At 45.5% G+C, this 25,887-nt stretch carries 25 protein-coding genes; 2 read left to right on the top strand and 23 right to left on the bottom strand.

All coding sequences use genetic code 11. The features are described 5' to 3' along the window. Positions 1-4 precede the first annotated feature (4 nt). The 9 genes from ACED60_RS02425 to ACED60_RS02385 all read right to left on the bottom strand — a co-directional run bounded on the left by ACED60_RS02425 (position 5) and on the right by ACED60_RS02385 (position 11,286). On the bottom strand, positions 5-805 hold the full coding sequence (locus ACED60_RS02425; RefSeq protein WP_371726847.1) for an outer membrane lipoprotein-sorting protein: 801 nt from the start codon (positions 803-805) through the stop codon (positions 5-7). Further along, the gene (locus tag ACED60_RS02420) at positions 798-2,096 is read right to left on the bottom strand and encodes an FtsX-like permease family protein (protein WP_122046539.1); all 1,299 of its coding nucleotides are present in this window, start codon (positions 2,094-2,096) and stop codon (positions 798-800) included. Before ACED60_RS02420 ends, ACED60_RS02425 begins: the two co-directional genes overlap by 8 nt. Next, complete coding sequence (locus ACED60_RS02415; RefSeq protein WP_371726846.1) at positions 2,084-2,782, bottom strand: ABC transporter ATP-binding protein; 699 nt, start codon at positions 2,780-2,782, stop codon at positions 2,084-2,086. Before ACED60_RS02415 ends, ACED60_RS02420 begins: the two co-directional genes overlap by 13 nt. A gap of 86 nt (positions 2,783-2,868) precedes the next feature. After that, on the bottom strand, positions 2,869-3,558 hold the full coding sequence (locus ACED60_RS02410) for a hypothetical protein (protein ID WP_371726845.1): 690 nt from the start codon (positions 3,556-3,558) through the stop codon (positions 2,869-2,871). 293 nt (positions 3,559-3,851) lie between these two features. Further along, a complete protein-coding gene (locus ACED60_RS02405; protein WP_371726844.1) occupies positions 3,852-5,693 on the bottom strand; it encodes a phospholipase in 1,842 nt (613 codons plus the stop codon). 84 nt (positions 5,694-5,777) lie between these two features. Next, positions 5,778-7,115: a Tat pathway signal protein gene (locus ACED60_RS02400; RefSeq protein WP_371726843.1), complete on the bottom strand. Its 1,338-nt coding sequence runs from the start codon at positions 7,113-7,115 to the stop codon at positions 5,778-5,780. A gap of 344 nt (positions 7,116-7,459) precedes the next feature. Continuing rightward, a complete protein-coding gene (locus ACED60_RS02395; protein WP_371726842.1) occupies positions 7,460-9,070 on the bottom strand; it encodes a methyl-accepting chemotaxis protein in 1,611 nt (536 codons plus the stop codon). Positions 9,071-9,495: 425 nt separating this feature from the next. Beyond that, positions 9,496-10,371 (bottom strand): NAD(P)-dependent oxidoreductase, encoded by an 876-nt coding sequence (locus tag ACED60_RS02390; protein WP_371726841.1) that lies wholly within the window; start codon positions 10,369-10,371, stop codon positions 9,496-9,498. Positions 10,372-10,383: 12 nt separating this feature from the next. After that, the gene (locus ACED60_RS02385) at positions 10,384-11,286 is read right to left on the bottom strand and encodes a LysR family transcriptional regulator (protein ID WP_371694797.1); all 903 of its coding nucleotides are present in this window, start codon (positions 11,284-11,286) and stop codon (positions 10,384-10,386) included. 84 nt (positions 11,287-11,370) lie between these two features. Here ACED60_RS02385 and ACED60_RS02380 point away from each other — a divergent pair, with 84 nt between their 5' ends. Beyond that, positions 11,371-11,622, top strand: a complete 252-nt coding sequence (locus tag ACED60_RS02380) for a DUF2798 domain-containing protein (RefSeq protein ID WP_012601276.1) — start codon at positions 11,371-11,373, stop codon at positions 11,620-11,622. A 179-nt stretch (positions 11,623-11,801) separates the two neighbouring features. Here ACED60_RS02380 and ACED60_RS02375 read toward each other — a convergent pair whose 3' ends face one another. The 4 genes from ACED60_RS02375 to phhA form a co-directional block, all read right to left on the bottom strand. After that, the gene (locus ACED60_RS02375; protein WP_009846045.1) at positions 11,802-12,518 is read right to left on the bottom strand and encodes a YebC/PmpR family DNA-binding transcriptional regulator; all 717 of its coding nucleotides are present in this window, start codon (positions 12,516-12,518) and stop codon (positions 11,802-11,804) included. 96 nt (positions 12,519-12,614) lie between these two features. Next, positions 12,615-12,824 carry a DUF3283 family protein gene (locus ACED60_RS02370; protein ID WP_139683639.1) on the bottom strand — a complete coding sequence of 70 codons (210 nt, stop codon included), beginning with the start codon at positions 12,822-12,824 and terminating at the stop codon, positions 12,615-12,617. Between the two features lie 250 nt (positions 12,825-13,074). Then, positions 13,075-13,413, bottom strand: a complete 339-nt coding sequence (locus ACED60_RS02365) for a 4a-hydroxytetrahydrobiopterin dehydratase (protein ID WP_371726840.1) — start codon at positions 13,411-13,413, stop codon at positions 13,075-13,077. Continuing rightward, positions 13,403-14,197: a phenylalanine 4-monooxygenase gene (phhA, locus tag ACED60_RS02360; RefSeq protein ID WP_012601282.1), complete on the bottom strand. Its 795-nt coding sequence runs from the start codon at positions 14,195-14,197 to the stop codon at positions 13,403-13,405. The genes ACED60_RS02365 and phhA overlap by 11 nt, the downstream gene beginning before the upstream one ends. Before the next feature lie 199 nt (positions 14,198-14,396). Between phhA and ACED60_RS02355 the strand changes: the two genes are divergently transcribed. Next, positions 14,397-16,436, top strand: a complete 2,040-nt coding sequence (locus ACED60_RS02355; protein ID WP_371726839.1) for an acetoacetate--CoA ligase — start codon at positions 14,397-14,399, stop codon at positions 16,434-16,436. A 138-nt stretch (positions 16,437-16,574) separates the two neighbouring features. On the opposite strand, the gene ACED60_RS02350 is transcribed toward ACED60_RS02355, so the two are convergent. The 10 genes from ACED60_RS02350 to agaR (ACED60_RS02305) all read right to left on the bottom strand — a co-directional run bounded on the left by ACED60_RS02350 (position 16,575) and on the right by agaR (ACED60_RS02305) (position 25,723). Next, on the bottom strand, positions 16,575-17,429 hold the full coding sequence (locus ACED60_RS02350; RefSeq protein ID WP_009846040.1) for a tagatose bisphosphate family class II aldolase: 855 nt from the start codon (positions 17,427-17,429) through the stop codon (positions 16,575-16,577). Further along, positions 17,420-18,628, bottom strand: a complete 1,209-nt coding sequence (nagA, locus tag ACED60_RS02345) for an N-acetylglucosamine-6-phosphate deacetylase (protein WP_009846039.1) — start codon at positions 18,626-18,628, stop codon at positions 17,420-17,422. The genes ACED60_RS02350 and nagA overlap by 10 nt, the downstream gene beginning before the upstream one ends. Beyond that, the gene (agaF, locus tag ACED60_RS02340) at positions 18,618-19,058 is read right to left on the bottom strand and encodes a PTS galactosamine/N-acetylgalactosamine transporter subunit IIA (protein ID WP_009846038.1); all 441 of its coding nucleotides are present in this window, start codon (positions 19,056-19,058) and stop codon (positions 18,618-18,620) included. Before agaF ends, nagA begins: the two co-directional genes overlap by 11 nt. 59 nt (positions 19,059-19,117) lie before the next feature. After that, a complete protein-coding gene (agaE, locus tag ACED60_RS02335; protein ID WP_135381095.1) occupies positions 19,118-20,002 on the bottom strand; it encodes a PTS N-acetylgalactosamine transporter subunit IID in 885 nt (294 codons plus the stop codon). Further along, a complete protein-coding gene (gene agaW, locus ACED60_RS02330; RefSeq protein WP_009846036.1) occupies positions 19,992-20,768 on the bottom strand; it encodes a PTS N-acetylgalactosamine transporter subunit IIC in 777 nt (258 codons plus the stop codon). Before agaW ends, agaE begins: the two co-directional genes overlap by 11 nt. A 17-nt stretch (positions 20,769-20,785) precedes the next feature. Then, positions 20,786-21,259, bottom strand: a complete 474-nt coding sequence (agaV, locus tag ACED60_RS02325) for a PTS N-acetylgalactosamine transporter subunit IIB (protein ID WP_009846035.1) — start codon at positions 21,257-21,259, stop codon at positions 20,786-20,788. Positions 21,260-21,283: 24 nt separating this feature from the next. Beyond that, positions 21,284-22,441 (bottom strand): SIS domain-containing protein, encoded by a 1,158-nt coding sequence (locus ACED60_RS02320; protein ID WP_135442233.1) that lies wholly within the window; start codon positions 22,439-22,441, stop codon positions 21,284-21,286. Next, positions 22,441-23,748 (bottom strand): D-tagatose-bisphosphate aldolase, class II, non-catalytic subunit, encoded by a 1,308-nt coding sequence (locus ACED60_RS02315; RefSeq protein ID WP_009846033.1) that lies wholly within the window; start codon positions 23,746-23,748, stop codon positions 22,441-22,443. Before ACED60_RS02315 ends, ACED60_RS02320 begins: the two co-directional genes overlap by 1 nt. Positions 23,749-23,756: 8 nt before the next feature. Continuing rightward, complete coding sequence (agaR, locus tag ACED60_RS02310) at positions 23,757-24,533, bottom strand: transcriptional repressor AgaR (protein WP_009846032.1); 777 nt, start codon at positions 24,531-24,533, stop codon at positions 23,757-23,759. Positions 24,534-24,955: 422 nt separating this feature from the next. Then, a complete protein-coding gene (gene agaR / locus ACED60_RS02305; protein ID WP_009846031.1) occupies positions 24,956-25,723 on the bottom strand; it encodes a transcriptional repressor AgaR in 768 nt (255 codons plus the stop codon). Between the last annotated feature and the right edge of the window lie 164 nt (positions 25,724-25,887).

Genomic DNA, 25,887 nt, shown 5'->3' with positions numbered 1-25,887 from the left:
CCACCTAAAGCCCAGACACACTATTACGCGATAAGTAAGCAGGGTTGTAGTATTTATCTGCCAAGCTTTGCTCGCTCACTTCGCGGTACTCAATTACGGTTTTCTTACTTGGCTGAATCTTATCAAGTAAGGTCATCGACACCACTGTTGGTAATCCATCTCGCACGCCTTCAGTAAACCACGCTTGCTTGGCTAATTTTCCTGAACGCAGGTACAAATCCGCTTTGACTGGGAATGCACGATCTGCTGTTAACCACAGATCAATCGACTGGTAACTCGCCCCCTTGGTTTTCGCCGCGAGCTTTAAGTGATGGGTATCGAGTGCCTCGCCAGTCAGCGTCTCAACTTGTTGCTCGGCAACCCACTCACCTTGGTAATCTTCGCTCCACGTCAGCGTAGAGATATCGCCAACCGAGGCTTCGCCCAACAATTTTTGCATCGGTGTGATACGAATTGGTCGGCGCGATTTCGGCATCAATAGCCAATAATTATCTTCAATCATCAGCATCTTCTGACCTGCCTCAACAGCAGATTTAAAGACCACTAACGACTCTCGGTTTGGTCTTGTGTAGACGTTATACTCTCGGGTTTTATCCAGTTGCTCGTCTTGATATAGAGCAACTAATGAGACCACCTTAGACGCTTGGGCGCTGTTCAAGCGATAGCTGTCTGCCCTAGCAATCATCTCGGTAACTTGTTGTGAATCGACGGCCCAACTCGGTGTTGATGCTAGAACCAAAGCCAAAACAGAGCCCAACGCGAAAGCCAAACCCAAGCTATTGAATGAACGAGTTAATTTACACATAAACCAGTGCCTCCGTGATTGGCTTATTCACGCCTTTGCGAGCAGAGAAATAAGCAGCCAGCAAACATATCGTCAGCACACCTAAGGTGGCATAACCAACTAATTCAAAAGAGAAGTAAATGTTGAGTGGGTAGCCCTCGGTTCGACCCGGAGGTGGTGGCATTTGCACATCAACCACCAGCAGTAACACCGACACCAAACCACTCACTAGCGCGCCTATTGCACTGCCAATCAGTGCCAGTAATCCTGCCTCTTTTAAGAAGCCTGTGACGATTTCAGAGGGGTAACTCCCGAGTGCCGACAAAGTGCCGATTTCACGAGTACGTTCTGTCACCGACATGGTCATGGTGTTAAACAAAGATACGAACACCACCAATGCCATAACAGCACCCATGATGCCGAAGATCCGGTCGTAAAGATCTTTAACCTTGGTGTAGAAAAACGCGCGATCTTGCCACGGAGTGATCTCGATCTCTGTGCCTTGATCGTTTTGGCTAGCGCTATTTCGATCTAAAGCAGTTTGAATACGCTGTTGAACGGTCGAGGTCTTGTTGGTTTCAAATAAGAACACCGACAAGGTACTGACTTTGTCTGAGGCCAAAAGCTCTTGAGCAGTCGTGATATGAATATACAGCTGACGCTTATCCAACTCAGGAACCCCAGTCGAATAGATACCCTGCACTTTAAAATCAAAAGCATTCAAAGCACCATCACTGGTGGTCGCGAGCAAGGTCACCCAATCGCCAACCGCAACTTTGAGGTTACGGGCAAGGTCGATTCCCAGCATCACTTGTGGCTCTTGGCTGTCGTATCTTAGCGACTTCACATCCGACAGGGTTTGTCCGCTGCGCACATCAAGGAAAGGACCTTTCATGTCGAACTCGCGCTCATTCACGCCCGTTCCCATAAAAATGGTCGATTTTCTGCCGTTAGAAACCAAACCACTAAAATAGATTCGCGGCTGTACACCACGCACATCACTATCGCCAATAATGCTCTTGGTTAGCGCTTGAACCTTGTCTAGACCATTGCTCAGCGGCATGTCTTCATCTTGTTCAAAGTATCCCGGCGTGCTCAAAGTAAGATGACCAGTATCTCGAGCGGTCGATTCTCTCAAAGATTCGTAGGTGTAAAGCCCATAACCACCGGCACTGGTCAATGCAAATACCGCAATCGCGATGATCAACACCGACAACAAACTGCGTCGACCGTTTCTCAATAAATTAAGCCAAGCCAAACGCACCGAAGTTGGAAGTAAAAACGTGCTCATTCTTTGTGTTAACTTGCCCATGAAATCGCCTCCGTAGTTGCGGCTTGTAGCGCCAGTTGACCGTCGATAAGTTCAATGACTCGATCGCAGCGCTGCGCCATTCTTGGGTCGTGCGTTGCGACAATAAAAGTCGTGCCCATTTCGTGGCCGAGCTCTTTCATAATGTCGATTACAAGGTTGGCGGTGTGACTGTCTAGGCTCGCGGTCGGCTCATCGGCAATCACCAAGCTTGGGTTGTGGATCAACGCTCTGGCTATCGCGACACGTTGTTGCTGACCTCCAGACAAATTGTCTGGACGATGATGAACGTAATCTCCTAGCCCTACACGCTCCAGCATTTGCTGTGCTCTGGCCTGCTGTTCTTGCTTGGAACATTGGTTCAACATCAATGGGTAAGCGACGTTTTCAAGCGCCGTCATCACAGGAACAAGATTGAAGCGCTGAAAAACAAACCCCAGTGACTGACGACGAAAACGCGCAGCGGCGATCTGTTCTGTTGGGTACGGTTGACCATCAATATGTATCTCACCTTGATAGTCCATATCCAACAAGCCAAGGATATTCAAAAGTGTGCTTTTACCAGAACCTGATGGCCCACATAACGCCACCATTTCACCGCGTTGGATGTGTCCATCGACCCCGTTTAATGCATCAACACGTTGACCGCCAGTCACATACGCTTTGCTGATACCTTTAAATTCAATCATTCCATTGTCCTCTGATTACCCATCATTCTTAAGCGTTCGCAGTTGTTGTTGAGCTTGAGTAAACCGCTATTTAGCATTCGCAACTGTTACTTGGCTTTCGCTATTAGGGCCTTCGCCGTCATAGTTTCGATGTTGCCAGCATCGGCAGTTTCCATTTGTTCTAGCCACGCTTGTGCTTGCTTAAGATCTTCAGCACGAATCGATGCAGTAATGGCGTAACGGTAAATCCACGAAGTCGCAGCGAAATGTTGTTGTTGGAAATCATCTTCCGCGAGTAACGAGAGGAACAAGTCATAACCACGGTCAAAGTGGTTAAACATGTCTGGCAGAGAGGTGTATGTAACGGCGGCCATTGCACGAGTCAGGTAAGAATCTGGCAGCCCTTGAATACGAGGTTGCTCATGAATCGGTTGATCTTCGCTTTTAAGCAGAACCAATGATTTATCAATGGTTGATAAGCCCTTTTCCACATACTTCATCTTGTTCCAAGGCAAGAACGCGTCACGCCCCATTAAGGTTTCTGTGCTTCCTAGATACACCAAAGTCAGTGGTGTCGCGCCATCTTGTTGCAGCGTGTCGTTAAGGCGTTCGTACGCCACCTCAACCAAGTCTTCATTGCCTTGCGCCGCTTGGTTGTAGATATCGAGCACGTCTGAACTTGGGTTCGCCAAAGCCAATGACGGTGCAAACGAAACAAGCGCAATCAGTAATGAACGCTTAAGCAGAGAAGTGGTAGAGCTTGAAGTATGTAAGTGAGCAATGCGTGAAATAGCCATGATTTCTAATCCCTTTCAAATGTTGACGCTGAAAGGTTAACTAGAATTTGTCATGCCGTTTTATCAATGCGACGAATGGTAATTACCAGGAGTGAATGGTTGAGCGAGGGTGTGAATGGTGGGAACGATAAACAAGAAGCAAGAACTTGTGTCCACCTGTAAACATGCCCAACTGAATAAACAAGGGCTAACGGTCTCTTTCTTAACCAAATATCGTAAGGCGATCGTATCTATGTAGACGCTGAAGCAGGCATAAGAGAGGCGCGTTATGCGCCTCCTTAAGTTACAACAAACTAACCTGAGTAAGCATGCGGTCCTGAGTATTTCCACAAAGGTTTCCAGTAAGACTCAAGTAAATCGTTAACAGGTTCACCTTCAATAAGGTAATTGACCTCGGCCAAATTACCAGGATAAAGGTTATCCGAACCGACGATACAAACCTCATCATCGACAATCATTACTTTTGAATGATTACCGGGAGCTGAATCAACAGCCCCATAAAAGAACCCACTCGCACTCACTGTCGTCCAAAATGGATGCCCAATCACTCCTTGCTCCGGTGGTCTCTCTGACAATGGCTGAGCCTTGAGTGTTGCTGTTTTTCCCTGCTCTGGAAGATTTGGCCATTTGTACGTATCGCCTTCAGTCGTCTTATCTTCCGGTACTTTATCGGTAAAAAAGAACGGCGCGATAAAGAGACGAGATAAAGCGTCCTGACGCTTACCATCACTGTCATCAAGGAGTTGATCGGTATCGGCATCGTGAGTCATGTAATACTCCATCAAACCAAATGTCCGTACCGCTCCCGATCCAAATGAGTATTGATCGCCTTCAGCCCCTGCGCCTGCATCTAGGGACGATACAACGATCTGAACAGTTAGCCCTTCATTTTTCAGCAATGCTTCGATAATCCAATGACATACAACGTGATCTTTCCAGTTCTTTTTCCAAGCACTGATCACATCCTGCTGCGACATACGGATAACATTTTTCGCATTTAAAATTAGGCTCTTTTTCATGATTTCCGAGCCTATCTTAAAATCGGTATCTCGGTTAGGCCCTGTCCAATACTTACCGACCGTGAGTATACGGTCGGACTTTTTGTAGTCCTCTAGCTTATCGTATGAATGGTACACCTGACGCTCTTCAAAAACGTTAGCATCTAAGTCTGAGACTGAGCGCAAATCAAACTTTTCGATTTGATTAATTGAAGGCAACGGAGGTAAAGCTGGAGGTTGAGGATCGACTCCAGGTTGAATACCGGTTTCATGGACCTCTAGAATACTATTCTGTTTTTCCTGTATGTAATCCTGAACATAACTAATCATAAGAGGATCATGTGGATAGTTGGGTTCGCTATCCCTGTTGTACCAAGTGAAGTCATCAGTATCTAATGATTCCTTAGTAAGCAGAAATGTATCCGCCGTCCATAGTTCGTTAAGGAACAGTTGAGAACCTAAACTGGCCGCACCATGAACAACAACAGAAACATCATGGACAGGTGGATAGCTTCGGAAAAGATCCATATTCAGGTTATGGCCACCAACCAAAGACTCAACACCATCACAGGCTATAATTTTGGTGTGATTCCAAGTCATTTTTGTATCAGAATCAGAAATTAATGACTCCGGAAGAAATTTCTTCTGTGCTGACATCCAAGAGCCAGTCGCTCTTTGGTAGAACCTACCCACAACGAATTCAGGCATGATCTCCCAATATGCTGAGCGCGCTCTGATTAAGCGAACCAGAGCAGCTTTGAAATCGATAAGATTATCTGGCTCATTGATAGGGTAGAGTGGCGTCTGACCAAATATGAACCGGAATTGTGGTGATTCGTTTCGGCCCATAGGCTCCGTAAGTGCGGTATCTATTGCTCCCAGAATCGCTCTCGCCCAATCAGGATCTGGGCTGTTTAGCGACGAGATGTCACACCGATAACGAGTCTTCTGTACTACCTCAACAATTGCCCGCTCAAATTCCCCCTGACGTTCAATAGCACGAGGCATTATCTCTGGACCAAACGACATCCCCCATATACTGGGAGTATCAAGTAACCTGACATAGTTCATATCACTGTCATGGTAGAAAAGGTCGTTTTTTGATAGTTCTTCTTTGATTAACTCTATTTTACTCATCTTCACCTTAACCTGCTGTTTATAAACAGCTTGTCAATTTACAAGCGGATTTCGATTTAACTCTGCCATCGATTAATTTGGGGATCATAAAAACTTCCAGTCAACCCACCCTTTGTTGCTTCGCTCTGTAGTTACCGGATAAGCGAGTTTATATGGAGGATCGCCAACTACATCGTCCATATAATAGGTATCGTTCGGGTTACGCCCCCAAATTGATGAGATTCTTCGAACATACGGCCTTCCGGGAAGGGAGTTACTATTACGAGTTTCTCCTCCTCCCATAATGTCGAACTCACGATGGAAGGTATGAATTTCTTTTCTTAGCTCTGTAACACTTTTTTCAACAGCGCAAGGAACAGAAAAATCGGTTCCCCATTGGGTCAGGTAACCTCTAGCCATTTTGTAGATTAGCTCAGGGACAGGAGCTACCGTTGCACTTACCTTATCAGCAGAATAATAACCATCACTGGTAGTATTCCCGGCTACTGTGCCGTGTCTGCCACGGCAGGCATAGAGCTCATAACCAACAGGTTGAGGTCGGTTACTATCTGGAGCAAGAGGATCGGCTTGTTGTACATCGTTTGCCATGCTTGCCCAGCCTGGATACCTTTTTATCCAGTCCCACCATGACTGACTGTGGATTGTGATATCGTTATTTTCGTTTCTCATCCTTCCATTTGGCCGAGGAACTAGGGCTTGGAAGGCATGATCTTGCACGTTTAGATTGTATGATTGATCCCAAGAATAAACGCCTACGTAGTTAACGACGTTTGGAGGCAGTTGAGTAAGAATACTCCACCATGTGCCAGGCCCAGGAACCGGATCTATTGCGAAGATATTAACTGGCGTATTACGTGTTTTTTCGTCACCATATGCATATAAGAACCAAGCAGCCATGATAGCTTCACAGGCTCCCCGGCTATGACCGATTAGGTTAAACACATCACCTTCACTTGCCGCAGCCAAGTTTGCTCCGTGCAGTGCTAACGCAGGCATAGTCCAACCCGCAAGGGACTCCTTATACTTGGTATACTGGTTTCCGCTAATATAGCTAGAAATATCAGACAGCAGTTCATCTGGCGCGTTAAGTGGACCGTTGACCATCAGCGGTTCACTGGTATCTCTGGTATGAGCCCAGTCATTCTCACCAGCCCCTCTGACCGTCATTCCAACACCTTTCAGCTCATTGATGATTCTAACGGGAATATAACCTGTTGAAGGAAGGTAGATATTTTTGTCACTTTCCTCACGGGATACTTCCCCTTCATCACGAGTGCAAGCTGTGCCAGAGAAAGAGACTGTCATTACACCTGTTTTCTCAGCGAACGAGAATCTCGGAAGAGCCGGAACAGAGGTGCTTATAAGTAAACCTGAACCACCTATCAAGCCTGATTTAAGGAAATCTCGCCTTCTTATATTCATATGCCTTACTCCCAAAAGTACTCAAAAATATTTTACTGTTTTGGATCAAGTCCGAGCCTTGCTCTAGTCGAGACATTAACAGCAAGGGGATTATCTAAATGTAAGCAAATGTAATCAAGCGCAATGCACACGATTGCGCACGAAAAATTAATCTATGAAGAGAGTTATTGAGTTAAGACAAAACGATTTATTCGGCCAATTTAAGCCAAGTAATACATCCAGCTACACATATACCAGACAAAAAAATAGCCGCTCAATGGCGGCTATCTTGTCATGGTCTCAATTATTACATCTAAATCAAGGGAGCTTAATTTCTAAAGAAAAAGCACACTAGCATCGACTGGTTATTTGTCTAACTTAAAATAGCTTAGTTCTGAGTTGAGTTCTTTCGTCACTTCAACAACGCTTTGGTTTGCTTGAGCTGATTGATCAATGCCTTCAATATTTTGTTGAACCAGTACGTTCATATTTTCAAGCTGTGTCGATATATCTGTCGTAACGGCACTTTGCTCTTCTGATGCCGTAGCAACAATGGCATTCACTTCTGAAATACTTAAAACCTTTTCTGATATCGAATGAAAAGATTGAGCAAGCTCATCGGTCGTAGACTTTGTTAAGCGCATCAGTTCAACGTTTTTCACCATAGATTCATCCGCTTGCTTAGATTGGTCTTGTAACTGCGCAATGATCTCTTGGATATCGATAGTGGACTGCTGAGTTTTCCCAGCCAAAGCTCTTACTTCATCAGCAACAACAGCAAACCCTCTTCCTTGCTCACCGGCTCTAGCCGCTTCAATCGCGGCATTAAGCGCTAACAAGTTGGTTTGCTCAGAGATGTTCTTAATTACCTCAACAACACTGCTGATACGCTCTGAGTGCTCTCTAAGTAAATTCACGACCGTTTGAGTTTCTGATATTGATTCAGAAATTTCTTCTGTCGTGTCAGTTGAGTTTTTCAATGTTCCATGGCTTAGCTGAATAATGTCATTCGCTTCCATTGCTGACTGCTCAGCTCTTTGTGCGTTGTCAGCAACGTCTCTCGCTGTTGAAGATAACTCAGTCGCGGCCGTCGCGATTTGCTCTACCGATGATAGTTCATTCAAAGAGTTACTCTGGGATCGCTCTATCAGAGCTAAAGACTCTTCTTGCTTTTGGTTAATTGAATTCATGCTTACACCTGCCTGTGACAGGATATCATTCAATTTTGCAGACAGTTGAGACAAAGAATCTGAAATAGTGTCGAGCTCATTTCCACCCTCTTTCAATTTAACGTCCGATAAACGTCCATTCTCAAGGGCTCTAATCCAATTTACGATCAATGGTAAATTTCTCAATTCTCTTTTCACTAGGAAATAAGATGAGCCAGAAGCAACGATAGAAGAGAAAAGAACCAGCCACCATGAGAAAGAAGAGTTGGACTCTAAAACTGAATCAGAATGGGCTAATTCTTCCTTAGCGACGTCCAATTGCAATGAGATCAATTCACCAAGAACGCCTCCCATATCATCAACAAGGAGATAAAGCTTAGTGATCATCTCAGAATCATCAATCATCATATTTCTATGTTTATCAAGAATTAATGGTACTTCTCGCTCCACCTTGTCTATTTTAAGTTGAAGCTCTTTTGCCAACCCCTCTTCTTCTCTTGTTAGCTGCGTTGCCAGATAATGAAGGAATAGCTCATGAGCCTCTTTCATCGCAACAGAAACACCAGAATAAAAAGCCGTCTGCTCTATCATTCCCACATGGTATTTATTCGCCGCATCAATCACGCTTACCGCGTACAAATCCGAAATACTTTTCAAATCAGATAACGGAATGACTCGGTCCTCGTACACAGAGTGAAAACTGTCCATAACCTCATTTGAAGTAGCTTCGCTTTTTAAGTTGCTTACAACTAAAAAGATAGAAAAGAACAGTGGAACTAGAAGAAGCTTTGTTGATATTGATTTCATATAACCCTGAAAAATAATGTATGGGAATTTATTAATAATGATAATTGTATCACGCTTTTTAATGATTTTATCATTGACTTATAACCAACCAACCTAAATAGACCAGTTCAAACTGCGATCGTTCCTCAACTATTTTGTAATGGAATAGCAACATAACTTGATCAATTAAACAATTCACCAGCATAGAGTGAAGCGAAATTGATACAGATCTCGCAGCACGCGAACGGTGCTGATGGACTTTCAACCAAAATAAGCTTACAACCACTTACATTGTTGAAAAATATGTTATTTTACTTTTTGATTAAAAACAAAAAATAGCCGCTAGTTAGCGGCTATTTTGTCAAAACAGGGCGAAGCTTCGACGACTTTTAGTCTCTCTACTTAATCTCGTCTACTATTCAAACTCTTCTATTTCTTAGTTTCTTCTACTTTTTCGTCTCTTCAACTACAGCTTTCATCAATACTGATGTATCCATGCGACCTTGTCCTTGGGCAGACAGTGTCTTGTAGGCGTTGTTGGTCTTTTCCGTCAAAGGAAGTTGGATGCCTTGGCGTTCTGCTTCATCTAGGCAGAAACCTAAGTCTTTGATCATCCAATCAATGGCAAAGCCGAAATCGAATTTATCTTGCGCCATTGTGGTCGCGCGGTTTTCCATCTGCCATGAACCGGCAGCGCCATTTTTAAGGCAATCAACCAGAGTTGGGATATCCAAACCTGATTTTTCAGCAAGTACCAAGCCTTCAGATAAACCGTTCAATACACCCGCGATGCAGATCTGATTAACCATTTTTGCGCGTTGGCCTTGGCCGACTTTACCCATCAGAACCGACGATTTTCCGTAAGCTTCGAATACAGGTTGAAGGTCGTTGAATAGATCTGGTTCGCCACCACACATAATGGTTAGCACGCCGTTTTCTGCACCCGCTTGACCACCAGACACTGGTGCATCCATAAAGCGAATACCTGCTTGCTTCGCAGCCACTTCAAGCTCTTCAGACAGAACTGCCGACGTTGTGGTGTGATCGACAAGAATTGCGTTTGGCTTCATCGCTGCCAATGCGCCTATTTCGCTGGTTGTCATGCTGCGAACGTCGTCATCATTACCTACACAAACCAATACCACGTCAGCTTCTGCGACACACTCAGCCACAGATTCTGCCGTTTTACCTTGGTGTTTATCAGCCCAGTCTAATGCTTTGTTGTGAGTGCGGTTAAACACCGTTACTTCAAAACCGGCTTTGACTAGGTGGCCTGCCATTGGGAAGCCCATAACGCCTAGCCCGATAAAACTTACTTTCATTTCTTTCTCCTTTTATTTGACCAAGTCATCGCTATGAAAAGATCGAACACTCTCAATCAACGCATCAATAAGCAGGGTCAAAGCCTTTGGCTGATATTTTCTTTCTTTGTACACTAAATACGCTTGGCGATCACCCCGATGATACTCAGGGAGCACTTGAATCAAATTCATCTCAGGGGATACATGACGAAAAGGCAATGAAGCAAGCCCCAAACCTTTTTGCGCTGCGGCCGCCACCGCATGAATATCGTTGACGATGAACTTGGGTTTAATCGTGATCATCTGCTCTAAGCGGTCGGATTTGTAGAGCGGCATATCAAACACATCATCAACGTTGATCCAGTCTTGAAGCTCTAGGTCGTCCGGCTTTTCAATCGTCTCACGCGAATCTAAGTATTCTTGGCTCGCGAAAAATCCGTGTTTGGCTTTGAAAAGTGGACGAGCAATCATGCCTTCCATCTCTGAGATCTTAAACGTGATCAGTAAGTCACGGTCGGTCTGCGGGATAAACTGTTGCTGGCTCAAGGTAAGATCGAGCTGAACGTTCGGATATTGAGTGAGGAATTGCTCTACCATCGACCTTAAAAAGCCACTATAGAAGTTGTGAGGTACGGCGAGCTTTATCTTGCCTTGAATAGCGTCACGCTCTTCTAGCAAGCTATTAAAGCCCTGATGAATCGACTCCATGCCGCTGCTCAGTGCAGAAAAGGCCGCCTCGCCGTCTTTGGTGGCCACCAGCTCACGACCTTTCTTTTCTAAAAGTCGGATATTCAGGCGATCTTCCAATGCGGTTAGCCTACGCGACATAGTCGACACTGGGAGTTGCAGCCGTTTAGAAGCCGATAGCAAAGAGCCCTCTTCAACCACTGCACAGAATAAGAACAGATCATCAATGTTTCCAAATATGGAATTCATACTTCTATATGTGCCTATTTTTCTCATTAATGGATAGATGTAACCTTATCTCATCAACAACAGAAAATCACGGGAGAACACAGTATGAACAACAAACAATTTTGGGTAACCGCGATTTTATCCTCCCTGACCATGGCGACCATCATGTCTGGGTTAATTTCTGGCTACAAAATGGGATTCAGCCCCGAGTGGCCGCCAATCTGGCTGCAAAGCTTTTTCATTGCTTGGCCGTGTGCTATCACGCTCAACCTCACCGTGCTTCCTTTGATCAGAAAACTCTCAGCATGGATTTGTCGCCCGAGAGCGCTTTGCATACCTGAGGTCACGGAACGATGATCAAGGGCTTATGCTCTAGGAGCTATGATCTAGAAGCTGCCATCAAGGGGCTGCGATCAAAGAGTCATGCTCACGGATAAACGTCTGAATTACGCCCATAAAAAAACCGAGCACTAGGCTCGGTTTTTTGTATTCTACATTCTACTCACAAGAGCAAAGCTATCAATTATAGATTGATATTACAGCTCAGCGTTGTGGTAAACCTGCTGAACGTCATCACAGTCGTCAAGCATGTCTAAGAACTTCTGGAATTTCTCAGAATCTTCTTCAGCTACTGGCGTAGTTGTTTGAGGAACGAAAGTGATTTCCTCAACGTCTAGCGTTAGGTCTGGGAACGCAGCGTTTAGTGCTGTCTTCGTTTTGAAGAACTCAGTCGTTGGAGCGAATACAGTGATAACACCGTCTTCTAGCTCAACGTCAGTCACGTCTACGTCTTCCATCATTAGCGTTTCTAGGATGATCTCGTCATCTTCGCCTGCAAACTGGAATACAGCTTGGTGAGCGAACATGTGAGAAACAGTACCTTCAACACCGATTTTCGCGCCAGTTTTAACGAAACATTGGCGAACGTCTTGGAAAGTACGGTTACCGTTGTCTGTTAAACAGTCAACGATTACGCTTGTGCCACCTGGGCCAAAACCTTCGTAACGAGCTGGTTGGAAGTCTTCACCGCCGCCGCCGTTCGCTTTATCGATCGCTTTGTCGATAACGTGAGCGGGTACTTGGTCTTTCTTCGCTTTAGCAATCAGGTGCTTAAGAGGTAGGTTCATGTCTGGGTCAGAGCTGCCGTTCTTAGCCAGTACGTAAATCTCTTTACCGTATTTAGAATAAACTTTAATTTTTGCGCCTGCAGTTTTCGCCATTGAGGCCTTGCGCACTTCAAAACTTCTTCCCATCGGGATCTTCTCTCTGATTCAATTAACGGTGCAAATTCTAGCAAATTACTGCGTCATTTCAATTCAACAGCTTTGCTGGGTAAGGTTTATCTGCGTTTATGCGACACCCATTACCCGTTTGTATTTTTCTACAGACTGCTCAAACCAAGTCTTTTCTTCTGGATCACCTAGCTTCATTGCTTCTTCAACAATGGCTTCAGGGCCACATTTCGCTTGCTTCAGTTTCCATACAAGAAACGATGCTTGCTTATCCAGTTCGATTTTATTTTTCTCACTGGGTGGGAGGAGTGAAAGGTTGATAGACATTATTAGCCTTCGTCTGTAATACGCTTGGCCGAGAAATATATCATAGAGCAGCCTCATAAAACCAATACTATGAGCAATAGTGGGGGTTGTAGGACGAGAAAGCAGCAAGTCGCTGATGCTGGTCAAGCTAGTTTGAGAGAAGTTATACCCTTGATGCGAAAGTATCACTTATTCAACTCACATTATGAGCTGAATAATCAGATAATCGCATCACAGAGATAAGAAAGACAGCTCCTCGAAACCCAAAAGTCTATTCACTCACCACGAACACATCGCAGCGTGAGGCGCAGATAAAGTCGTTTTTGTGTAGGCCTTTGATTGAGTGGCTCCACCAAGTGACGGTGACTTTGCCCCACTCCAATAAAATCGAAGGGTGGTGGAACTCTTCTTCTGCCAACTCTGACACTTTGTTGCTGAATGCCCATGCTTGTTTGTAGTTCTTAAACTTAAACACTTTCTCAAGCTGCGGGATGCCGTCTCTTTTGATGATCTGCCAGTCTGACAACTCCAACAGTAAAGATTGTTGTTCATCTTTACTTAGGGCAATCGCGTCGATACTGCAGGCTTCGCATTGTTGTTCATTCAACATGTGTTGGTTCCTTGGGTTCAAAAAGTGGTGGTAGTAGCCCCGCGTCGATGGCGAGATCAGCTTGCTGTAATAGGTTTTCCTGACTGATTTGGAAGAGCTCAGACAGTTCGTCGATCACGTAATATTTCGGCTGCATGATGTCGATACGATAAGGCGTTCTTAACACCGTTTGCAGATCGAACCGCTCACGAACCGCCAAATCACCACCCAATGCATACATGGTTTCCGCCGGAGACGAGAGAATACCACCGCCATAAATTTTCAGTTTTTGTCCCTCTTTTACTAAACCGAACTCAACCGTAAACCAATACAAACGGGCAAGATAGGCGCGCTGTTTAGATGTGGCGGCTTGGCCTAGTTTTCCATAATGCTCAGTGAAAGCCGCGAAATCGGCATTGGTGAGCATGGCACAGTGGCCGAAAATTTCATGAAAGAAATCAGGTTCTTGTAAGTAATCGAACTCATCTCGCGTTCTCAGAAATGTCGCAACTGGGAATTTTTTATTGGCGAGCAAATCAAAGAATCGGTCGAAATCGATCAATGCGGGCACAGGCTGAACCTGCCAACCTGTTGTTTCCATTAGCACCTTGTTTATCTCTGGAAGCTGAGGGACTCTGTCTAATGGCAGATCCAGCAGGGTCAAACCGTGCAAATAAGCATCGCATGCGCGGTCATTAATGACGTCCAGTTGCCTTTTCACTAAGTCGTGCCAAATGGCGTCTTCTTCGAGGCTCCACTCAACCCATCCCTCTTGGCTCACGGGCTTAGAATGATATTGAGTCATTACACACCTCCTTTCGAATGTCTCACTTTAAGCCTATCTCCACTCCATATATCCGCCAATTTGCGCGATTTTTCGAAACAAGCGATCGTGTAACATTTTATTTACACAGTTCCGCCGCACCCTTATTTTGCTGATCTTTTGACTTTGTAAAACCTAAATACCAGACTGAAATCGTTAACGTTTTGTTAAAGGTAAAGGAATGCACGAAAGCAATAAGCCAGTTTGGCAGCCTAGCGACCAGCGTATCGCACACGCCAACGTAACCCGATTTATGGATAGCCTCACTCTGTCAGGATTAAAGCCACAAGACTTAAGGCTAGGGACGGAATGGAAAAACTACACGGAGCTTCATCAATGGTCTGTGGAACATCCCGAATCGTTTTGGCAGAACGTTTGGCAGTTTTGTGGAATGGTGGGCTCGCAAGACAGTATTGATAACGCACAAAGAGAGCTCATCAAAACTCAAGGCGAGAGCCGTTGGCAACAGTCAAAATCGAATCGCGATGCGGTGTGGTTTCCGAATGCTCAAGTTAACTACGCCGAAAACTTGCTGCACTCATCAAAAACGTTACCAAACGAGCTTGCGATTTGGTTTGAGAATGAGCGTGGCGAGCATCAAAGCTACACATGGCAAAACTTGTGTAAGGAAGTATCTAACGTTCAACAATGGCTTGTCGATATAGGTGTTCAACAAGGTGATGTAGTTGCTGCTTATACCCCTTATCTTCCTCAAACCGTGATTGCGATGTTGGCAACTACTAGCTTGGGTGCGATTTGGACATCGACTTCGCCTGATTTTGGCGTCGAGAGTGTGATTGAGCGATTTAGCCAAGTGAAACCTAAGGTACTGTTAACCTGTGATGGCTACACCTTCAATGGTAAAACATTTGATATGGCAGACAAGAACCGTGAAATCATCGAGCACTTAAACGCGCTAAAACAGGTGTGTGAGATCGGTTATTTGAAACCGACTCGTGATTTAGAGAAGAACAACGTTAAACATGATGTGTCACCCCAAAGCTGGCACAGCATCATTCATCACTATCAGCCACAACCTCTTCGATTTGTTCGTATCGGCTTCAATGATCCGCTGTTTGTGCTCTACTCTTCCGGTACCACCGGAAAGCCTAAGTGTATTGTTCACTCTGTTGGTGGCACTACCATCAACCACCTAAAAGAGCATCAGCTTCATTGCGATATTAAACCGAGAGATCGCGTGTTCTATTACACCACTTGTGGCTGGATGATGTGGAACTGGCACGTTTCTGCACTAGCCAGCGGGGCTTGTTTAGTGATCTTTGATGGCAGCCCGGTTTATCCGCAACCTGACGTTCTGTGGGATTTAGCGCAGCGAGCTGATATATCGACATTTGGCACCTCAGCCAAGTACCTAGAAGCGATTGAGAAAGCGGAACTCTCACCGATCGACAGCCACTCTCTGCCTCAATTAAGAACACTGTGCTCGACGGGCTCAGTGCTCTACCCTGAGCAATTCGATTACGTCTACAAACACATCAAACAAAACCTGCATTTAGCGTCAATTTCTGGCGGTACGGATATTTGTGGCTGCTTTGTTTTAGGTAACCCAATCTCGCCTGTGTATCGCGGAGAGTGCCAACAGGCAGGGCTCGGCGTCGACATCAAGGTGTTCAATTCGTCTGGTCACAAGGTTAATCATGAACGTGGCGAACTGGTGTGTACAAACTCCCTCCCCAACTTCCCTGCTGGCTTTTGGAATGACACCGGAGAGCGCTACCACAGCACTTACTGGGACAAGTTCGATAATGTGTGGCATCACGGTGATGAAGTCGCACAGAGCGTGCATGGTGGCTACCTGTTCTACGGGCGAGGCGACACCACACTCAACCCTGGTGGTGTGCGAATTGGTACTGCCGAGATCTACCAGCAAGTGAACACTATTGAAGGCATTGTGGATTCGATAGCCGTCGGCAAAGACATCGACCGCAACGAGCAGATATGGCTGTTTGTCCAACTGCAGCAAGGTGTGGATCTAGATGATGAGTTACTGACAGCCATCAAAAGCAAACTCAAATCATCCTGTTCACCAAGACACGTGCCAAGCCAGATATTTGCGATCAGCGACGTGCCAAAAACACGCTCTGGCAAACTGGTGGAGCTGGCAGTGAAACAGGTCATCAATGGTAAGAGTGTAGAAAACCTCGGGGCTATCGCTAACGCCGAGGTTTTGAAAGAGATAAAGCGTGTTGTTTCGCTCTAGTGTTGAGACATAAAAGAGCGTGACCTAGAAATAAAAAGGGAGCCTTGACTAGAGGTTCCCTTAAGTAACACCGACGATAGGGGGGAGGGTGTTAATCTTCAGCCTTCAGGAGATATAGCAGAAGGTTTCTAAAATCGACTAGATGCGTCCTTCACTGCCACACATATGAATTTTGTCCATCACGACTTGCTTCATCGCTGCTTTGCCTGGAGTAATGTATTTACGTGGGTCGTTGGCATCGGGATGATCAGCAAAGTGCTGTTTTACCGCGTCAGAGAATGCAATTTTCAGCTCAGTCGCCACGTTGACTTTAGAAACTCCGAGGTCAATGCAACGACGAACCATTTCATCTGGTACACCTGACGCACCATGCAGAACGAGCGGAATATCAACCACAGATCGGATCTTGTCCAGACGAGAAAAGTCGAGTTTCGGTTCTGCTTTGTACAGACCATGAGCAGTGCCAATTGCCACAGCTAACGAATCAATACCGGTACGACGAACAAACTCAGCAGCTGATGCAGGGTCAGTCATTAACGCATCGGCAGTATCAACGATTAAATCATCTTCTTGGCCACCCAAACGCCCTAATTCAGCTTCAACGCTTGCATCAAAGCGGTTGCAGTATTGAACCACAGAACGCACGATGTCTATATTTTGGTCGAAGGCATGATGAGAGCCATCGATCATAACAGAGCGAATACCATGGCCCACCTTAGTGCGGATATCCTGCAGATCTTCATGGTGATCAAGGTGTAAAACGAGCGGAATTGAGTGTTTATGCGCAGCTTCTTTGCAGATACTGATTAGATAATCGGTGCCTGCATAGTCGTAGGTGCCTGGTGTGCCAGCAAGAATAACTGGAGAGCCCATTTCTGATGCTGTCTCAACAATAACCTGCACAGTTTCTAAGTTGTGAATGTTGAATGCAGGAACTGCATAACCACCTTGTTGAGCACGTTTTAACATTTCACGAGAAGAGATTAGATACATAAAGCCTCCTGACTTGGTACGGATTCAGTTTCGAATACAAGATGTCCGTTCACCCAAGTTTTAGTAATTGAGAAATCTGATTTAACTGCCACCATAGAAGCGCGTTTACCCACTTCTAAACTGCCTAATAAATGTTGTAAGCCTAGCGATTTAGCCGGTGTTAAAGAGGCCATCAACCATGCTTGTTCAAGTGGCAGGTTTAGCCACTTCTGAATGTTTTGTACCGCTAGCGGTAAGGTCAAAGTGCTACCAGCTAAGCTGCCGCTATCGGTGGTTACTACTCCATATTTCATGCGCACCGTGTACTCTCCAAGAGTGTAATCTCCATCAGGCATCCCAGTAGCACTCATCGAGTCTGTAATGAGCGTCATACGTCTACCACAGCAGCGATGTGCTATATCTATAGCTGCCGAATGCACATGGTGCCCATCAGCGATCATCTCTACATAGCTGTTGGGGTGGGTAAGGCCAGCTCCAACCACTCCGGGGTCACGGTGATGCAATCCACGCATACCGTTGTAGCAATGGACAATGCCATTCGCACCAGCCTCTAGAGCCTGCTGAACCTGCTCATAACTGGCATCGGTGTGACCAAGCATCACTTTTACATTGTGTTTTCGTAAATACCGGATAGCTTCCAACGCCCCTGGCTTTTCGGGAGCAAGCGCGACTGTAATTAATTGGTTATCACTGTAAGACATCCACTTATCGAGCTCTTCGACAGATAGATCTCTAAACCATGTGGTTGGATGTGCTCCGCGGTTTTTCTCCGTGAAGTAAGGCCCTTCTAAATACGCACCGAGGATTTCAGCACCGACAACACCCCGTCGCTTGCTTTTAGCCACTTGTTGAAGTGCAGCCCGAATTTTTGCCACTGGCGCAGTTACTGTCGTAGCAACGAACGCTGTGACGCCAAGGCTGGCAAAGTAACGTGACATTGTGTTCAAACTGTCATGGCTAGCATCCATAACATCGCAGCCCTTTGAGCCATGTACGTGACTATCAATCATGCCGGGAAGTAAACTAACATCACCTAAATCAATAAAATCTATATGCTTCTGAGGTTCAAATGGCTCGATAGCGTCAATAATCCCCTCGCCATTAATAGTGATTAAGGCATTGGTAAGCCAAGTCTCACCGTGTAATATCCGCTGAACTCGATAGCTATTGCGCACATTCGTGTGTCGTTCAGATCCCATCTTCTTCTACCGTATCTGTAATTGGTGCTCTTTGTTCCATTTCCGCAGCCAATGAAGTAATTCCTCTATACCCACATTCGACAGCTTGCTTGCGAAACTCGATCAGACTAAGCTCATCGCGTTCAAGTAACATTTCCGCAGCCATCTGCATGTTTGTCCCTGTGACCACTTCAATGTCGTCTCTTTTCTGACTCAGAAGAGATGCGGTACGAAATGGTGTGCCTCCCAGCAAATCAGTCAGAAAAACAATGCCTTCTCCAGAATCAATTTCTTTTATCGCCTCTCGCATTGCCTTTTCAAGCTGTGATGTAGTTGCCTCTTCCGGGAAGTCGATAAACCTAAACTGAGGCTGTTCGCCAATGACTTGGAATACTGCTTTTGCTAGACCAGACGCGAACCCACCGTGACCAGATAAAATTACTGCAATCATTTCTATTTCCCTTATTAGGGCCGATTACTCAGCCCCTGTTAATCATGTGGAGGTAAGTTTTATAAGAAGCCCATAAAGCGACCTACTACACCCAGAGCGACAGTCAGGCCAATCAGTTTGAGCGGACTCCAACCTCGCTTAACCAAGGCGTACATTGTCAGGGTATAAACAAGTGGTAAGAACGCTGGCATCAGTTTGTCGATAACATCATCTTGTAGTTTTACTACTGCGTCGCCCGCGGTAATTTCAGCTGTTGTTGACAGGCGGACATAAGTTGCAACCAATGCGCCGATGACCGTCATTCCGACCATAGATGCGGCGTGTCCCACCTTCTTGGTATTAGCTTTAATCACTGGAATGGCCGCTACTCCCATGCGGTAGGCGTAATGTGCCAGACCAAAACGAAGACCGAAGTGCACCACGTTAAACAAAACGAAAAAGAACACTGCCCCCATAATTGAGCCCTGGAGTGCAAGGTCAGCACCGATGCCACCACAGATAGGTAATAGTGTTAACCAGAACATCGCATCACCGATACCACCCATTGGCGCACCGACTGCAATCTTGGTGCTTTGGATACTGTTGATGTTCTGCTTTGAGCGCTCCATTGCCAGAATGATACCCATTACAAATGTCACCAAAAATGGGTGTGTATTAAAGAACCCCATGTGACCTTGCATCGCTTTAGAAAGGTCAGCTTTATTTGTGTGTATCTTCTTCAGCGCTGGTAGCAGGCCATATAACCAGCCAGAAGCCTGCATACGCTCGTAGTTAAAAGAGGCTTGGAGCAACAATGAGCGCCATGCCATACGGTTGATGTCCGCTTTGGTTAGCTCAGCGCCAATTTCTTTGTTTTCATATTCATCTGCGCTAACACCAGGAGCTGGCTGCACATCAGCGTTTTGTTTACGAAGGTCTAGTTCGTTGCTTACATTAGATTCCATCTTCAAAGTCCTCAGCGGGTGCAGTTACAGGAGTTGGTTCTGTTTTACGAATAAAGTCGATGATTGCCATCGCTGTCGCGGCGGCCGCAATCGCAAGAATTGGGAGTTGTACCCAAGCTGCCGCAACGAAACCTAAGATGAAGTAAGGGATGTAAGCATTCTTCATCATGATCTTCATCAGTACTGCGAAACCAATAGCTGGCATGATGCCGCCGGCAACACCTAGTCCGTCGATAAGGTCTTTTGGTAGGACTTCAACGATTTTTCCAGCGTGCTCTGCACCAAGGTAGGTAGGTAAGAAAGCGCATAAAAAGTAGAATGAACCTAGTACGGAAAGCGCCATATAGTTCACGCGTTCAATACCGTCGGTATCTGCGTTTTGTGCAAACTCATCACACTTAGACATAACAGCTGACATTGCAGAGAACAGTAGGGTGATACCCATTTGAACTGCAACCGCAAAAGGAACAGCGACACCAACCGCGACATTAGGCTCAACTTTAGTGGTAATTGCGAAAGCCGTACCAACGATAGTACCGATGATAACGTTTGGTGGCTGAGCGCCAGCAAGCGGAGCTAGACCCATCCAGATCAGTTCTAGCGTACCACCGACTAAAATACCGGTTTGCAAGTCGCCTAAAATTAGACCAACAAGCGGACCAAGTACTACTGGACGGTGGAAGTGAGTCAGACCGTTGAACATATCAAGGCCCGCAAAGAAGGCTAGGATGCCGAGCATCACCGCCTGTAAGAGTCCTATTTCCATGATTGGTGTCCTTATTATTAGATAAGAGTAAAAATGTCAGTTGCACTTTCAGTTGGTACACCTTGAATTGTGCATGTCACCCCAAGTGCTTTTAGTCGTGCAAATTCCGCCACATCTTCAGCATCAACTGAAACTGTTTTAGCAATTTGTTTTTTACCTTCGGCGTAGTGCATGTTACCTACGTTGATACTGCTAATTGGTAAGCCGCCTTCGACCAATTGACGGAAATCTTTGGGAGTACGACAAACCAATAGAATGCGCTGACGAACAGCCGCTTTATGGATGGTTTCGATAGCCTTTTTTACTGTCCAGAAACGGATTGCGATACCATCAGCGATGACCATTTCCATTAGGTTTTGTTGAATAGTGTCTTCTGCTACTTCATCGTTAACGACAACTATAATATTGGCATCTGCAAAACCCACCCACTGCACACCTACTTGCCCGTGAACAAGGCGTTCATCAATACGACTTAAAACGATATTTGGCATGGTCTAATTTCCTTATAGAACTCTTTACTGATTGAATGGGTATATTGTGACGCCTTGCACCACACGGTTAACTTCACCAGTTGGGCATGGGTTATCTGGTCCCAAACCAAGTTGGAGTGATTTTTCACATGCCAACATTTGGCAGAACAAAATGAAAGGGAAGCACAGCCACTGATCGCCAAAGCCCAATATCCCAAGTTCAAAAACCCCTTCTTCATTGAGCGCGACTTCTGAGATAGCAACATGGCCGAGAGCCTGTTTGTCTCGACGGATTTCATTGAACAGGTCCATATCGTATTGACGCGTGTACGACTTGCTAGAAAGTAGCTGAATAACTAATGCTTTGTCGTTAATGGTAAATTTGGGACCATGACGAAAACCTAACGATGAATCGAAAGTCGTCATCACTTTACCCGCGCTGAGCTCCAACGATTTCAATGAAGCTTCTCGCGCTAAGCCGGAAAAGCCACCGCTGCCTAACACAACCAGGCGTTCATAAGGCATGCATGCCAGTGCTTTAATAGCTGGTTGCCACTGTTTTAGCTTGTCTTCACACAAGGTTGCTGTCGCGGCGATTTGTTCATTCCATTGGCTTGGCGACTGCCCACCAAGTAGCGTCAATGTCGCCATCAACATGCAACTGAAACTAGAGGTCATTGCGAAACTTTTATCGTTGGAGCCTTCAGGCATCAGCATGCAGTAAGCATTATCAGCAGTTTGGGCATAATGAGAGAGCCTCCCTTCTCCATTACAGGTTAAAAACAGGTGGTGGCAGTCACTAACCAATTGTTCGACCAGTGCCACTGCGGCGACGCTTTCAGGACTATTGCCAGAGCGTGCATAAGAGACAAGCAGGGTCGGACGAGATGGGTCAAGGTACTGCTCAGGATTTGACACTAAATCGGTCGTTGGAATTGACGTCACTTGGAAACCAACTCCTTGTTGAATAAACGGCGCGGCTGCATCACCAACAAAAGCTGACGTACCTGCACCTGTCAAAATGATGCGTAAGTCAGAGTGTTGTAACAGTGGATTCAAAAATGCACTTACCGCATCATGTTGTTGCTCCAAAATATCGGCCAATGCACGCCATAAGCGTGGCTGATGGCTGATTTCTTTCGCTGTATGAATACCATTATGTTGCTCTAGCCATGGCTGTTCGTAGCCTAAAAATAGGTTCATTAAATCGTCTCCTTACAAACCACTGCATTTGAATAACAGGCTGCGGAATAGACCTCAGTCACTTCCATAACCTTGTGAATTACGATGTCAGCGGGATGGTTTTCAATTTGATTTTGAGAAATGGCCTTAGCCTGATTTGGCAAATATTGGCTAAGGATCGTTACTGGCAACGGACTGGCAGCCAGGTTGTCAAATAAAGCCTTCTGCGATGCTTTCACTTCTGGATGAGTCCAGTAGTAACGAATGCGATCGCTCAGGCTGTAGCTGCAATCAAGGAATTGCTGGTGGCCTTTGCTTGAGTAGTGTGAGCGCCAATAACTTGGTTGTTCATGCATTACCTGTTCAATGGTGTCACGTAAATGCGAAGAGTGATGAGTTCCCAGCCATTCTTTTTCGGCGCGTTCAAGGCCATAGAGAGCTTCACGCAAAGCAAATGTCAGAGCAGGACCCACTTTAAGAATGGCGAAATGGTCACCCACTAGTTGGTGGTAGGCTGGTGGGTTCTGGTAGTCGGTAGAGTGAGCTTCAAACACAAGGTGTGGCTGACTATCGATCATCTTACTCAGTGATTGAGCCTCATGACTTCGATAGTGGTGCACCATATGGTGGTCAAACTCAACGCCCGGCTGAACAACTAAAGCAATAACTCGCGGCCAGACATAACCAAGTCCAGCATCGCTGAATGCCCGATGATGAGCATCCAATGTTGCCAACGCCTTCTCTGGCTTAGTCACTTCGATACACTCTTCCTGCAGCGAGTCAAGTGCACCGCCTGGAGTAGGTACTTCCGTTCCAACTACATAAACAGGCGCTTCACCGCCAATACTTTTCCATGCCTGCTCCGCAACCACACACAGCTTTGCGGCACGATCTGCCATTAGTTCTTCACTAAGAGGCAGTTGGTCATCAACACAAGGCATTGAACAGTCGAGGTGAATTTTCTTAAATCCTGCACAAACATAGTCATGTATCATCTGAGCTGAATATTCCATTGCCTGACTTGAAGATAAGTTTTGCCAACAGTTTGGGCCAAGGTGGTCACCACCCAACACAACTTTATCTGCAGGAAAATTGAGACGTTCAGCTAAAGAGAACACATGGCTAGAAAAATCTTGCGGTGTCATTCCGGTGTAGCCACCAAATTGATTCACCTGATTAGACGTCGCTTCTATGAGCACCAATTGTTTATCTTGTGCCGCTTGTTTAATGGCGGCTTCAAGAACTAGCGGGTGCGCCGAGCAAACAGAGTAAATACCAGTTGATTGGCCTTGCTTATGCTGTTCAATTAAAGAAAGTAACGCTTTCATATTTATTCCTAGTTAACAGTTTGATCGGCAATAATCACTTCAACACCCATTTCAATGAGCGCTCGGTGCGTTGCGTGGGGAATATTGCTATCGGTTACCAATACATCGATTTGGTTTGCTGCGCGGATCATACAAAAGCTCTTTCGCCCAAATTTGCTTGAATCCGTAACAGCAATAATTTGGCGAGCGACTTCGCACATAGATCGGTTAACTTGTGCTTCTTGAGAGTCCGGCGTGGTCACTCCAGCCTGTAGATCGAATCCGTCCACGCCCAGGAACAGCTTGTCAAAAAGGTAAGAGCGGATTTGTTGCTCTCCATGATTTCCAATCAATGAACAAGACGCTCGGCGAAGGCTTCCACCGACAACATGAAGGTCGATGTTTTCGAATTTACTAAGTTGATAAGCAGTATTGAGTGCATTGGTCATGACAACCAATTGCTGCTTGTTCATCAAATACTGAGGCATAAGACCTATTGTGGTACCTGAATCTAAGATAACCGCCTCACCATCGTGAATAAGATTCGCTGCTACTTGAGCAATGGATTGCTTGGCACTGCGATTAAGCTGATCTTTGCGGTACAAAGGTTGGTCAAATGCAAAGTTAGGGTTAAGCGTTGCGCCACCATAACAACGAAATACGCAGCCTTCTTTTTCGAGCAAATTGAGGTCATGTCGAATCGTGACTGCGGAAACATTGTACTGGTCTGAAAACTCATCCACTTTGCCTGAGCCATGGCTACGTATGTGCGCCATAATTTGCTGTCTTCGTTCTGCACTGCTCATATACGAAACCTCTTACGTTTCATTTCACTTTAAGCATGAAATGTTTCGACTTTCTTTTGGTTGGTATTAAAGCAGGACAAATAATAAAAAAGTGAAACCTAGATCACAGCCAATTAGCTTTCGATTTCAGGCTAAAAAACCTTTCACTTTAGGATAAGTGAAAGTATTTACTTTCACTTATGATTGAGGATTACGCATTGAAAGAGCCATAAAGGCTGACTTTCGCAATTTAACAAGTGAAAGAGAGTGAGAAACTGACTCGATTGGTGGAGTTTCGAAGCCCAGCCTGCGTGAGATCACAAACTGGATTATCTGCTGATATTTTTGTGGTTAGCGAAATGCAAAACCAGCCTCGTTCAGGCTGGTTCTATTCGTTCTTGTAGCACTGATTTGGCTAAAAGGTAGGAAGTTGGAAAGCTGAGTTAATCCACTATTCGCACATCAACACCAAGATCAGTGAGCTGGTCGACGTAAGTCTGAGGAATTCCGCTATCTGTGATTAGCATGTTGATCTGCTCAGGACTAGCAATCAGACAAAAGCTATGGCGATCAAACTTCGATGAGTCTGTCACTGCAATCACAGTTTGTGCTGCTTCAAGCATTTTTCGATTGATGTTTGCTTCACCTTGATGAGGAGTTGTAATGCCAGATGTCTTGTCAAAACCATCAACCCCTAAGAACAATTTGTTGAATCGAAAAACCGTCAAAAAGTCCTCGCCGCCTGTCCCATGTACCGAGTAAGAATTGTCACGCATAGTTCCCCCCGTGACCATAACTGATACATTACTTTGATTAGCAAGATGGTAAGCGATGTTAATACCGTTAGTCATAACAACCAAATCTTGCTTCCCTTCCAGATGATAAGCAATTTGCTCTGTAGTCGAGCCTGAATCAAGAATGACTTTGTCACCGTCTACAATCAGTGATGCTGCATACTCTCCTAGCTTCGCTTTAGTATTGTTGTTGAGCTGCTTTTTATCATTGAGTGGTCGCTCAAAGGCAAACTGATTATTGAGCACAGCACCGCCATAACACCTTTTTAAACAGCCTTTCTTTTCTAGATAGTTAAGGTCATTGCGAATCGTAACCTCTGAAACATTGTACAGTTCCGAAAAATGGTTAACTTCACCTTTTTGGTGAGTTTGAATGTAGTGAAGGATCTCTTCACGTCTTTGAGCCGAGGTGGTCATAGGGGAACGTTCCGACAAGTAATCATTTGCTCTAACTAATTTCAACAGAGCACCATAACAAGCACCTTACTCCATGATGTAATGCGGTGTCACCCGACAAGTTAGCTAGTGACACCCTTCTTTCAGGCATTTCATGATAGTTCTTCACGTCTCGTTGCCGTGTG

This window comes from Vibrio sp. 1F279, assembly GCF_041439815.1.
Classification (GTDB): Bacteria; Pseudomonadota; Gammaproteobacteria; order Enterobacterales; family Vibrionaceae; genus Vibrio; species Vibrio tasmaniensis_A.
The sequence above is the reverse complement of the archived record's forward strand: the minus strand, read 5'-3'. Positions and strand labels throughout refer to the sequence as shown.

Excerpts from the sequence above, each read along its gene's own strand:
- ACED60_RS02425 (WP_371726847.1), bottom strand. The coding sequence starts at position 805 with ATGTGTAAATTAACTCGTTCATTCAATAGCTTGGGTTTGGCTTTCGCG.
- ACED60_RS02420 (WP_122046539.1), bottom strand. The coding sequence starts at position 2,096 with ATGGGCAAGTTAACACAAAGAATGAGCACGTTTTTACTTCCAACTTCG.
- ACED60_RS02415 (WP_371726846.1), bottom strand. The coding sequence starts at position 2,782 with ATGATTGAATTTAAAGGTATCAGCAAAGCGTATGTGACTGGCGGTCAA.
- ACED60_RS02410 (WP_371726845.1), bottom strand. The coding sequence starts at position 3,558 with ATGGCTATTTCACGCATTGCTCACTTACATACTTCAAGCTCTACCACT.
- ACED60_RS02405 (WP_371726844.1), bottom strand. The coding sequence starts at position 5,693 with ATGAGTAAAATAGAGTTAATCAAAGAAGAACTATCAAAAAACGACCTT.
- ACED60_RS02400 (WP_371726843.1), bottom strand. The coding sequence starts at position 7,115 with ATGAATATAAGAAGGCGAGATTTCCTTAAATCAGGCTTGATAGGTGGT.
- ACED60_RS02395 (WP_371726842.1), bottom strand. The coding sequence starts at position 9,070 with ATGAAATCAATATCAACAAAGCTTCTTCTAGTTCCACTGTTCTTTTCT.
- ACED60_RS02390 (WP_371726841.1), bottom strand. The coding sequence starts at position 10,371 with ATGAAAGTAAGTTTTATCGGGCTAGGCGTTATGGGCTTCCCAATGGCA.
- ACED60_RS02385 (WP_371694797.1), bottom strand. The coding sequence starts at position 11,286 with ATGAATTCCATATTTGGAAACATTGATGATCTGTTCTTATTCTGTGCA.
- ACED60_RS02380 (WP_012601276.1), top strand. The coding sequence starts at position 11,371 with ATGAACAACAAACAATTTTGGGTAACCGCGATTTTATCCTCCCTGACC.
- ACED60_RS02375 (WP_009846045.1), bottom strand. The coding sequence starts at position 12,518 with ATGGGAAGAAGTTTTGAAGTGCGCAAGGCCTCAATGGCGAAAACTGCA.
- ACED60_RS02370 (WP_139683639.1), bottom strand. The coding sequence starts at position 12,824 with ATGTCTATCAACCTTTCACTCCTCCCACCCAGTGAGAAAAATAAAATC.
- ACED60_RS02365 (WP_371726840.1), bottom strand. The coding sequence starts at position 13,413 with ATGTTGAATGAACAACAATGCGAAGCCTGCAGTATCGACGCGATTGCC.
- phhA (WP_012601282.1), bottom strand. The coding sequence starts at position 14,197 with ATGACTCAATATCATTCTAAGCCCGTGAGCCAAGAGGGATGGGTTGAG.
- ACED60_RS02355 (WP_371726839.1), top strand. The coding sequence starts at position 14,397 with ATGCACGAAAGCAATAAGCCAGTTTGGCAGCCTAGCGACCAGCGTATC.
- ACED60_RS02350 (WP_009846040.1), bottom strand. The coding sequence starts at position 17,429 with ATGTATCTAATCTCTTCTCGTGAAATGTTAAAACGTGCTCAACAAGGT.
- nagA (WP_009846039.1), bottom strand. The coding sequence starts at position 18,628 with ATGGGATCTGAACGACACACGAATGTGCGCAATAGCTATCGAGTTCAG.
- agaF (WP_009846038.1), bottom strand. The coding sequence starts at position 19,058 with ATGATTGCAGTAATTTTATCTGGTCACGGTGGGTTCGCGTCTGGTCTA.
- agaE (WP_135381095.1), bottom strand. The coding sequence starts at position 20,002 with ATGGAATCTAATGTAAGCAACGAACTAGACCTTCGTAAACAAAACGCT.
- agaW (WP_009846036.1), bottom strand. The coding sequence starts at position 20,768 with ATGGAAATAGGACTCTTACAGGCGGTGATGCTCGGCATCCTAGCCTTC.
- agaV (WP_009846035.1), bottom strand. The coding sequence starts at position 21,259 with ATGCCAAATATCGTTTTAAGTCGTATTGATGAACGCCTTGTTCACGGG.
- ACED60_RS02320 (WP_135442233.1), bottom strand. The coding sequence starts at position 22,441 with ATGAACCTATTTTTAGGCTACGAACAGCCATGGCTAGAGCAACATAAT.
- ACED60_RS02315 (WP_009846033.1), bottom strand. The coding sequence starts at position 23,748 with ATGAAAGCGTTACTTTCTTTAATTGAACAGCATAAGCAAGGCCAATCA.
- agaR (WP_009846032.1), bottom strand. The coding sequence starts at position 24,533 with ATGAGCAGTGCAGAACGAAGACAGCAAATTATGGCGCACATACGTAGC.
- agaR (WP_009846031.1), bottom strand. The coding sequence starts at position 25,723 with ATGACCACCTCGGCTCAAAGACGTGAAGAGATCCTTCACTACATTCAA.